This window comes from uncultured Parasphingorhabdus sp. (genome assembly GCF_963975555.1).
Lineage (GTDB): Bacteria > Pseudomonadota > Alphaproteobacteria > Sphingomonadales > Sphingomonadaceae > Parasphingorhabdus.
In genome coordinates this window covers 1,072,586-1,083,270 of the sequence record NZ_CAXBHH010000001.1, presented here as the reverse complement: position 1 = coordinate 1,083,270, position 10,685 = coordinate 1,072,586, and the positions used below count along the sequence as shown (strand labels likewise).

Below are 10,685 nucleotides of genomic sequence, written 5' to 3'. Positions count from 1 at the left end.
TCTGCCTGATCTTCCGGCATCCGGTCTTCTCGAGGGCCGGAATGTTATGAGGACAGGCCGAGACGGCTCCGGCTTGGCGGGTATATTTTTGGGACATGCCTGTTAGCGGGACGAGCCTTTGGCCCGCACTCCTGTCTCCCCTCCTCTGCCCGGTCTCTCCGAAACAGACCGGATCAATAATCCTTGCTCACCCGCACGTTGGCGCTTTGCCGGCCCAGCGTCGAGATGCTCGACAGGATCGACAGCCAGCGGGTGATCTGGAACTCCAGCTGGGTCGCGCTATAGCCCTTGCCGTCGGTGATCAGCTCGACATAAGCGCGGCGGGTTATATATTTGCCCGCTGCGATCGAGGTGCCCGCGCCGGTGGTGGTATCGGACGGCAATATCCGCAAGCGATCCAGCCCGACCGCCTTGCGCAACTGGTTGATCGGATCGAGGCCGCCGCCGCTGTTGAGCGAGGCCACTGCGGCGGCCAGCTGCACGGCTTCGGGGGCAGACAGGGCGGAAATCGACGCGCCGAAAAGGACCCGCGACAACAGCTCGTCCTGGGGCAAAGCCGGGATGCTGGTAAAGGCGATTTCGGGCTGGTTGCCGGTGCCGGTCACGTTGATCGTAGCATTCAGACCGGTCAGATTGGCTTCCGCCTCGATATCCAATATCGGATTGACCGGCTGGTTGCCGACAAAGCGGATCCGTCCCCGCTCGAGCCGGAAACGCCGGCCGGCGAAGGTATAATTGCCCTGCACCAGATTGGCAGTACCGACGATGGCGAAATTATCGACCGGCCCCGTTATTTTCAGATTGGCACTCCATTCACTATCCAGCCCCAGGCCTTCGACCCGCAGCCGGTTGGGAACATCCGCCGTCAGCGCAAAACGCCACGGACGACTGCGAATTAACACCGGCCGCTCATCGGCACGACGATTGATCTCGCGGGTTTTGATATCCGGCAGGTTGGCGGTTGCGCTCGCCCGACCGAAGCGGAAATAGCTGCGGTTGAGAATTACGTCACCCGAGATCAGACCTCCGTCAACCGAGCTGCGTATCTTGATCGGCCCGGTCACCGTAGCGGCGAAATCGTCCCGTGCGATCAGTGCCGCCTGCTGGGCATTGACGTCCATCACGATGCCGATGCCTTCACCGGGCGCGACGGCAAAATCGAAACTGCCACTGCCACTGACCGTTCCGCCACCGGTGGTAACGCCGGTCAATTCGGGCAGCACCAGACGGGAGCCGTCAAACCGGCCGACTGTCTTGATGTTGGAAATAACCGTACCGGTCAGCGGGCTTTCCAGCCGGGCATTGCTGGTCCGCACCAGTCCCTTGATCTGCGGATTGGCAAGGCTGCCGCTGACATCGGCGCTGGCCGCAACCGGTCCGGTCAGGTCAAAGGTCTCGACGCCGGTCAGCCGCCAGATACTTTCCGCACCGCCGCTGAACCGGGCCTGGGCGAATAGCGGCTTGTTCAACAACTCGCTCTGCCAGTTGCCGCCGCCGAGACCGGTCACCCGTCCCTGGAACCGTCCGATGGTTTTTCCTGCCGGAGACTTGATGATCCCCCGCGCCGCTGCGTTGCGCTGGCTAACCGCGATATTCAGGCCAAGGTCGACCGGTTCGGATGTCAATATAAGGCCCGACCGGGTCAGCCCCTTGATTGTTAGCTTGGCCTCGCCGACCGGCACTTGCGAACCCGACTGGGTCAATTTGACGGTGCCATTGACGGTGCCGCCCAGCCCAAGATCTGCGTAAGCGATATCGACCAGCGACAGCGGCATTTTCGTCAGCGCCATGACCAGATGTGAATTTCCGGTGCCCCATCGTCCGGACATACGGGCGCTGCCGCTACCGTAGCTGATGGTCGTCGGGGAAATCGTCCAGCCGTCGCCGACCCGGCGGAGCTCAAGTTTCTCCGTCAGGCGAAGTCTGCGTCCTTCGAATTTCCCGTCGCCGGTGATCTGGTAACGATCCGGCGTGATATCCGCTTTTGCCTGAAATTCGAACGTGCTGCCCCGGGTCCCGGCCATGGTAAAGGTCGCCGCGCCAATGCCGTCGGTCAGCTTTGCGTTGGCAGCGATGCGGCCGATCATCAGCTCGCCACGGCTGATCCCCTGCGCACGCAAGGTCGCGTCGATATTCGACTTGCCATCGATCAGCACAATATCCGCGTCAAGCACGGCGGTGCGGATGAAAATCGGCGGGTTGCCATCGAACCGGGCATTTTCCGCCTTGAGATTGGCGCGGATCAACTGTCGTCCGTCGCCGGGGCGGAACAGCACATCGCCGTTCACGCCGCCGCCGCTGACGGCGAGCGTTCCGGCGAAGCCCTGGGCGGTGGATCGAATCGTGCCGGTCGCCAGCGTTTCAGACACCAGCAGACGATCAACACGCACTGCCGTATCCTGACCCGCTTTGATCAGGATATTGCCGGTGCTACTAAATGGTCCCAGCGTCGATCCACCGGATGCGACATAGGCAAAGCCGGCGTTCACGGGATCAAGATTAAGGCTGACCTTCGACAGACCGGCGGCGGGCAGCGGGCTGTCGAGCAGCAAGGCGATCTTCGGCCGGGCCAGCGGTCCGTCGAGCTTCAGATCGAAGCGACCATAGCTGTCCTGTTTGCCGGAGCCCTGGAAGGCAAAGGTTGCCGCACTGGTCTGCTTGCCGGAACCCCGGAAAGAAATCTTGGGAGCCTTTACGGCGAGATCGGAAAATCGCAGTCGACCGTCCGCACCGAGGGCAAGGCCAGTTTGCAGCTCCGGCAGTCCGCCCGCCAGTTCGCGGAGGAAGGCAATATCGAAGCGGCGCAGTTTCGCGTTGACCTCGCCATCAAGCGACAAGCCGGATGGCGCGGGCCCCAGATTGATTTGCGCGACGATATCGGCCAGCCCGACCCCCTGTACCGCAAAGCCGGGTGCATTGGCATCTATATTGACCGCGAAATCGCCGGTCGAGGGACGTAGTTCAAGATCCAATGTGCCTTTTGCGACGTTGGTCGCGACACGGGCGCGCTCGGCGAACAGTAAATCTTTTTCATAACGCAGCAATGCGTTCGCGCTAAATCCGGAGAGCAGTTGTTTCAGCAATTCGCCATTGCCGATCACCGTGCCAACGGACAGCTTGACCGGAATGTCCCAGCCGCCGGTATCGCGCTGCCCCTCGCCCTCGCCGCGCACATTGGTCAACAGGGTCTTGCCCAGGGCCAGTTGCGGCGCAGTCAACAGATACTGATACCGCAGTTCGGAAAACTTGCCGTTCAGCAACGCCTTCAGCTCGAAATCCTGCGCTTTCATATTGGCCGCCAGCGCGGAAGGATCGATCAGCCTCGTCTCGAGCCGCATCGCGTCGAGACTGTTCCGCCCGAGATCAATCCCGCCCTTTGCGGTAAAGGACAGAGCGGCGGAGCGAGCATCGAGATCCAGGGTCACGAGACGGTCCGCAAGGCTCGCGCTGCCCTTGATCGCCAGATCGGGCGACGCCAGTTTCTGTGCAATGCCTTCGGGCATGAGCGCGGCGGTCAGCGTGCCATCGTAGGCAAACACGCCTTCCTTGGCTTCAAGCGCGATCTGCGTCAGCGATTCACCATTGCCGAGCGCGTTGAACTCGCCATTCCATTTCTGCCAGCTACCATCGCCTTTCAGGGTAATAGCCAGATCCTGATCCCGTCCAAGAATAGCGGCCAGCACGCCGCCTGACGGCGCGATCACTTCCGCATCGATATCGAGCTTTTTGCGATCCGGTTCCACATTCAGGGCGAGCGCCAATTTGTCACCACTGCGCGTGGTTGCAGCATCCAGATGCACCATCGCGCGACCCGCCCGGATATCGGCCGAACCGGACAGATCAGCATATTGTTCTGACCCGGCTACGGCTTCCCCGATGGCGAGATTGTCGACGCGAAAGGCGCCGACATATATGTCAAAGTCCGGCAGCAGCGGCTGGTCTTCTCCGCTATCGATCAACTTCGGCAAGCGGTCGATCCTGGCCTTGCTAATGACCGCTGCCGAGATATTCAGTTCATTGAATATCCATGCCAGCGGGTTCCAGTCGACCGCCACCGCTCCGGCGGAAAAAAACCGTCCTTCGGGATCGCTCAGTTCAAGCCCCTGCATTATGGCTTCGCCGTAAATTGATCCATCTATCTCCGCGATCCCGATGCGGAGACCGCTGTCCGGCTCCAGCGCTTCCACCTGATCGATAATGTAGCGATGGCCGGAATCGCTATCCAGCCAGAGCGCCGCGCCGATCAGGCCAAGGATGGCCAGCACGGCCAATCCGATCAGGCTGCGCATCGGCCAGCGCCATGTCATCAGACCGGACCGGGGCTTTTCGGTACCATCGGTCATCTAGAATGCCTGACCAAGCGATACATAGACCGCGATCCGGGAATCACCCGATCGCGGATTTATCGGGGTGCCGACATCGATCCGGATTGGGCCGAAGTCGCTATAATAGCGGATGCCGAGACCGGCACCATATTGCATGCCGGAAATATCCGGCGTGCTGCTGGAGTAAACATTGCCGGCGTCGATGAACGGCACGAGGCCAAAATTGCCCCCGAACAAGCCGGTCCGGACGCGTGCCTCGAGCGAAAATTCGACCAGCGAACGACCGCCGACCGGATCATCATTGACATCAAGCGGCCCGACCGTTTGATAGCTGTAACCCCGCACCGAGCCGCCGCCGCCGGAATAAAGCCGGCGGGACGGTGCGATGCTGTTGGTACCGGCACCGGCAATCGTTCCCAGACGCGCGCGTCCGGCCAGCACAATTTTATCCGAAACCGGGAAATAGGCGCTACCATCGACCTGGCTGCGCACATAGAAGAAGCTGCCGCCCTGCAGCGAAGCTTCGGGAGCGATACGGGCACTCAGGCGGAAGCCGCGGGTCGGATCGAGCAGGTCGTCGCTGGCGTCGAATGTGACCAGTCCCGGCAGCGAAGCGATAAAATAGGTTTCCGCGTCGGACGGATCAATATCTCCGGTAACGTCCTGTTCCCGCGACGCGAGCACTTCGACACCCGCCGACCAGCTCCAGCGTTTTTGATAGATGAGATTGCTCTGCCGCTCGATATTCGCTGCGACCGAAAATGTCTCAGCATCATAGGCTGCGCTATCGACAATGCTCAAGGCGGTAAGCCCGTTCAATATATTGTCACGTCGTCGATAATTGTTGCGGCGATAGGCGATGCTACCCGATTGTTCTTGTGTCGCCAGCACGCCGGTAACCCGGATCAGCCCTTCCGGCGGAAAAAGATTCCGGTGCTCCCAGCTGACTTCCGACCGAATCCCTTCACCGGTGTCATAACCGATTTCACCGGCAATGGTCCGCAGCGGGGCCGGAGTCAGAGCAACAGCGATATCCACCGCTCCCGGATCTTCGGACTCCATCGGATCGATAGTGAGTGTCGAGATCAGCCCGGTCGCGATCAGCGCTCTGCGCAAGTCTTCGAGATCCGACGCCTGATAAATATCGCCGGGATCGAAACGGGCGATCATCTGCACATGATCGGCATCGAACAGATCGGTCGGCGCCAGCACAATGGAACCGAAATTATATTTGCCGCCGGGAACGACGGTCATGGCAAGATCACCAAGCCGTTCGGCATGGTCTATTTCCAGCTCCGGCTCGCCGGTCTTCGCGAACGCATAGCCATTTTCCGCCATGGCGAGATTGAGCCGGCCCTTGGCGTCCATGATCCGGTCACTATTAATGACATCGCCGGACTGCAACCCGAAGCTTTCCCGGAATGTATCGGGATCTGGCGCGACCGCCATTTCGATCCCGGGCAAGGCAATAGCATCCAGTTCATATTGCGGGCCGGGCTGTACGTTGATCACCACGGTCAACCGTTCCGCACCATCAGCCACGAACCGGGTCTGCACCACGGCATCATAATAGCCTTCGATCCGCATCAGCCGTTCGACCAGCTCTTCGTCGCTTTGCGCGCGCCGCCTTATCTGGGCGAAATTGGCCTCGTCATCCTGATATTCTTCCAGAACCGACAAGGCGTCGAAGCGGGTAGTAAAGGCTTCGCCGATAGTCTCGGGCAAGCCTTTGAAGCTGACCCGATAGGCGGTTTCCGCCAGCGCGTCGGTCGGTCGGAATTCATTCTGTCGCAAATCGTCGGCCAGAAGCTCTTCGCTTGCCGGCTGTTCCTGATCGTCAATCACGTCTGTCGCCGTCAGCGCCGTTGCGCCTTCCTGTACGGCTTCTTCTTGGGCTTCCTGTTCGATTTCGTCGAAGACCGGATCCGCGACCTGATCCAGATCGGGCCATTCGACCCCGAAATCCGGGAATTCTGTCAGTGCCTGATCCGGGTCGAGCGGCTCGTCAATATCAGGCTGATCCGGCAGACTGACGACCGACTGGTCATCCGTTTGGGCAAAGACCGGCCGGATGGGAGAACCCATAGCCAAAATAACCAGCATGCCGAGGCAGCTACGAAAAGCGATCAGACCCATTGCCAACTCTTTAGCCGGTGATGAATCGTGAAGCCAACGAATAAGGCTGCCTTTGCGGCAAGCGTTTCTTTTTGCGGGATATTCCATCTAGCCACCATGAGACTGCCAATTTCATAGCCTATTTTAATCTTTCATTAACCAAGATACCCCATATTTTCAGGTCAACAGGGACCGGTCGCTTCCGATCGATCAACCATTGTTCAACAGGATCGCTGGAAATGTCTAATATGCGTAAGATTTTGATCGAAACCGCCATGATCACCGGTGTATTAATGGCAGGATTGACCGCATCTCAGGCGGCAAATGCAACGCCGCTTTCGGTCGCTGTCCAGTCCGCTGCAACAGACCCGCGAGCCGATGTCAAAATTGACAGCAAGATAATGGTAGAACGGACCGAAGCGTCTGAATCCGGTGAAACCGTGACCACATTGGTTGATCCGGCCACCGTCAAAGTCATTCCCGGCGACACATTGCTGTTCATCAACACCTATCGCAACACCGGCAAGAATGCGGTGACCGGATTTGTCGTCAACAACCCGGTCCATTCCGCCGTAGCCTTGATCGAAGTTCTTGAAGACTGGGCTCTGCTATCGGTCGATGGCGGCAAGAATTTCGGAAAATTGCCCGACCTGACCGTCACCGAAACGGTCGCTGCTGCAACGGAAGAGCAAGCCGGCGAAACCGCTGCACCGGTGCAGACGACCCGTCCGGCAGTCGCATCCGATGTCACCCATATCCGCTGGGTTCTGCCTTCACCGATTGCAGCCGGCGCTTCCGGTGAACTGCGCTTTCGCGGCGTGGTCAAATAACGCCAGGCCGGTACTTCACGAATTCTCGCACTCCCACAATATATCACTGACTTCGATAAGTCGCGCTAGTCGCGTCAGTTCCGCAGCTAGCCTGTTCCTAAGGGTGGCAGACCAGCGCGCTCCGGGTTCAGGCCAGAATTGCGTCACCCTCAAATGACCTGCCGAGCGGTCTGCCTTGATCTCGATCCTGCCGACAAAGCGATCCCGCTCCAATATCGGGTAGACATAATAGCCCCATTTACGCTGCGCCGCCGGCACAAACATCTCGTTGCGATAGTGGAAGCCGAATAGCGTCAGCAAGCGGTTACGGTCGCGCACGGCTGGATCGAATGGATTGATGATCCGCAGACGCGGGGATGGCTCGGGCGCGTTCGACAGACGCGTTTCGATATCCGGCGGGGCCAGCGCCTTGATCCACTGCCCCTCATGGTTCTCTATCTCAACCGCGACCGTGTCCCCTGTGGATTGCGCCCAGATGCGGGTTTCCTTGGCATCCACGGCACCCCAGAAACGCTGGATTTCTCCAAGCGAACCAAAGGCCAGCCGGTCGAGCGCATTGCGGCACAGCCAGTCGACCTGCCCTGCGTCATCATGGGTCGCTTCGCGATGATGCGAGGGGATTACCCGCTCGCTGAGGTCATAATATTTGGTGAAATTGAGACGATGGGAGGTCGCCAGTTCGCCGGCATACCAGAGCTGGTCCATCACCCTTTTGTGCGGGGGTCGATCCCACATCTGCTTCTTGCCTTTGACCTTGGTGTCAAAGGCCTGTGTGGACAGCGGTCCTTCTGCCGCAATCCGGGTCTTTATTTCCTCTACGCTGATTTCCTGCGCCGCCTTTTTAAAGGAAGCGTGGCCCGCGACCTTGTCCCCCAGACGCCGGAACTGGCGCTGCCACATCGGATAAAATTCCATCGGCAGGATCGAGGCGTCATGGGTGAAATGCTCGAACACCGCCCTGTCCTCGCCCAGCAACCTGTCGAGCATCGGTTCGCGGTAATTCTGGTTGCGGCACCACAGGATATGATGATGGGCGCGGGTGACATTCTGGATCGTGTCGAGCTGGACATAGCCGAGGCGGCGGATCATCTGCGGCAGGTCCAGCGGCCCGGTCGGCGTTTCGGACAGGCCCTGCGCCTGCAACCAGAGCCAGCGCGCCTGCCGGTTGCTGATCCGCAGCGCCATCGCGATCAGACCGCGGTGGTTTCGATATGCGCGACTTTCCGGTCGCGCCTCGTCGCCAATATGCAACCAATGACAATCATGGCTGCGCCCGCGACCGTGGTCAGCGTAATCGGTTCGCGAAAGAACAGCCAGCCGAAGATCGCCGCCCAGATGAAGGCGCTATATTCGAGGTTGATCAAATTTTGCGCTTCTGCCCGCGCATAGCCCCAGGCGATGAAGAGCGAGGAGATGATAGAGAATATGGCGGCCGCCCCGATATAGGGCAGCGACTGCACATCCGGAACAACCGCGAAAAAGGGGGCGAGCAGAAGGAAGGACGCACCGACGACGAGATTTTGGGAAAAGCTGATCTCGATTGGGCCCGCCAGCAACGCCTGTTGCCGCTGGATTACCAGATTGCCGGCATAAAGCACCGCCGACACCAGAATCGCGCCAATGCCGAGCAGCGCTTCTTTTTCAAATGTGCCGCTCGCCCTGCCCCATGCGATCACCAGCACGCCGGCAAAGCCCAGAGCCGAAGCATAGATAGCGTTGCGGTGGATGGTCTCGCCCAGGAAAACCGCCGCGAGATAGAGCGCGATGATCGGCGCGATGAAGGACAGCGCGATGGCTTCGGCCAGCGGCACCCGCGCCAGGCCCCAGAAGAACAGATAGGACATGAAGACCACGATGATGCCGCGCTGAAGGTGGACTTTGCGTGCTGCCTTGCCCGGCATTTTCGGGCCGCGCGCGAAGAAGACCACCGAAACAATCACGAAAGCTAGCAGCACCCGCCAGAGGATAGCATTGTAGGCGCCCAGTTCGATCGACAGGCTTTTCATCACCACATCCATCATCGCGAAGGTGAGCAAGCCGAACAGGACCGACCCAGCTGGCAGCAGGATCGGACCATTTTCTGGCGGGCTATCGGCGGATATTAGATCGGGCATATTATATTCCATCAGCCAGAGGCTGTCGAAGGCCGTTGTTCTGCTATCGCCCGGCACGCTTCGGCAAGCTCAGCACGAACGGAATTTCTCAAGACGCGCTGCTTATCGCCGGATCACCGAAAATGGCAAGCGGGATCAGAGGCCCATTTGCCGGACCGCCAGATCGCGCATGATTTCTTCCGAGCCGCCGCCGATCGCCATGACCTTGACCTCACGATAGAAACGCTCGACCGGATTGCCGCGCAAATAGCCGGCACCGCCGAGAATCTGCATCGCTTCGCTGGCACAAAATTCGAGATCCTTGGTGGCGCTGAACTTGGCTTTGCAAATTTGCGCGACCGGCATTTCCCCCTGATCGGCGAGCCAGCAAATCTGGTTCAGCCAGCCATCAAGACGGTCAACGCGCGCCGACATGTCGGCGATCTTGTGGCGGATCACCTGATGTTTGATCATCGGCTTGCCGAAAGTCTCGCGCTGCTGGGCATAGTCGATCGAATATTCGAGAAGCACCCGCATCATGCCGAGAGACTGGGCAACCATGCCGAGCCGCTCGTGGTTGAAATTGTGCATGATCTGGATGAAACCGCGCCCTTCGTCGCCGAGCATATTCTCCGCCGGGACGCGCACTTCGTCAAAATAGAGCGAGGCCTGATCAGACGCCCACCAGCCCATTTTCTTGTCTAGCGCGGTGCGTGAAAAGCCCTCCGCATCTGCATCGACGAGAAATAGCGAGATACCGTTTAGGCCTTCGCCACCGGTGCGCGCGCCGATGACATAATGGTCAGCCGTCATGCCGCCGGTGATGAAAGTCTTGGCCCCGTTGATCACCCAGTGATTGCCGTCCTGCCGGGCCGTGGTCTGCATATTGGCGACGTCCGACCCGCCGCCGGGTTCGGTGATGCCGAGACTGGAGCCTTTTTTGCCGAGCACGATATCTTTCAATATGCGGTCTTTGATATCCTGCGAAGCCAGTTTGTGAATCGGACCGATGGAAATGCTGCGGCCGCCGAGCGCTGCCAGCGTGCCGCCATTGTGGGCGCGCGCTGCTTCCTCGGCCCAAGCAGCACGCATGAAAATGTCGTCGCTGCCGAGGCCGCCATATTTTTCATCGACACCAAAACCCCAGACGCCCAGCGCGCCGACTTTCTCGTGCATCTCCCAGGGAATTTCACCCGCTTCGTCCCACTCGTTGGCAAAAGGCTGCAATTCGGTCTCGGCAAAGCGGCGGCATGTTTCGCGGAACTGGCGGCGCTCGTCACTGTCAAAGGGGCGTAGCATCTGTCTCTCTCCCAGAGATTTAA

General features: G+C 59.5%; 6 protein-coding genes. 1 reads left to right on the top strand and 5 read right to left on the bottom strand.

Translation table 11 applies throughout. The annotated features are described in order from the left end of the window. Positions 1-173 precede the first annotated feature (173 nt). On the bottom strand, positions 174-4,343 hold the full coding sequence (locus AAC060_RS05360; protein ID WP_339823701.1) for a translocation/assembly module TamB domain-containing protein: 4,170 nt from the start codon (positions 4,341-4,343) through the stop codon (positions 174-176). Beyond that, positions 4,344-6,461, bottom strand: coding sequence for a BamA/TamA family outer membrane protein (locus AAC060_RS05355; protein ID WP_339823698.1), 2,118 nt, complete (start codon positions 6,459-6,461; stop codon positions 4,344-4,346). Positions 6,462-6,688: 227 nt separating this feature from the next. Here AAC060_RS05355 and AAC060_RS05350 point away from each other — a divergent pair, with 227 nt between their 5' ends. Continuing rightward, the gene (locus AAC060_RS05350) at positions 6,689-7,270 is read left to right on the top strand and encodes a hypothetical protein (RefSeq protein ID WP_339823696.1); all 582 of its coding nucleotides are present in this window, start codon (positions 6,689-6,691) and stop codon (positions 7,268-7,270) included. Positions 7,271-7,285: 15 nt separating this feature from the next. Here the strand turns inward: AAC060_RS05350 and AAC060_RS05345 are convergent, their stop codons facing one another. The 3 genes from AAC060_RS05345 to AAC060_RS05335 form a co-directional block, all read right to left on the bottom strand. After that, a complete protein-coding gene (locus tag AAC060_RS05345) occupies positions 7,286-8,521 on the bottom strand; it encodes a crosslink repair DNA glycosylase YcaQ family protein (protein WP_339823693.1) in 1,236 nt (411 codons plus the stop codon). Then, positions 8,461-9,384, bottom strand: coding sequence for a DMT family transporter (locus AAC060_RS05340; RefSeq protein ID WP_339823691.1), 924 nt, complete (start codon positions 9,382-9,384; stop codon positions 8,461-8,463). The genes AAC060_RS05345 and AAC060_RS05340 overlap by 61 nt, the downstream gene beginning before the upstream one ends. A gap of 135 nt (positions 9,385-9,519) precedes the next feature. Beyond that, positions 9,520-10,662, bottom strand: coding sequence for an acyl-CoA dehydrogenase family protein (locus AAC060_RS05335; RefSeq protein ID WP_339823690.1), 1,143 nt, complete (start codon positions 10,660-10,662; stop codon positions 9,520-9,522). Positions 10,663-10,685 lie beyond the last annotated feature (23 nt).

Bases quoted from the DNA above. Each gene is read 5' to 3' on its own strand.
- AAC060_RS05355 (WP_339823698.1), bottom strand. From the start codon at position 6,461: ATGGGTCTGATCGCTTTTCGTAGCTGCCTCGGCATGCTGGTTATTTTG.
- AAC060_RS05340 (WP_339823691.1), bottom strand. From the start codon at position 9,384: ATGCCCGATCTAATATCCGCCGATAGCCCGCCAGAAAATGGTCCGATC.
- AAC060_RS05350 (WP_339823696.1), top strand. From the start codon at position 6,689: ATGCGTAAGATTTTGATCGAAACCGCCATGATCACCGGTGTATTAATG.
- AAC060_RS05335 (WP_339823690.1), bottom strand. From the start codon at position 10,662: ATGCTACGCCCCTTTGACAGTGACGAGCGCCGCCAGTTCCGCGAAACA.
- AAC060_RS05360 (WP_339823701.1), bottom strand. From the start codon at position 4,343: ATGACCGATGGTACCGAAAAGCCCCGGTCCGGTCTGATGACATGGCGC.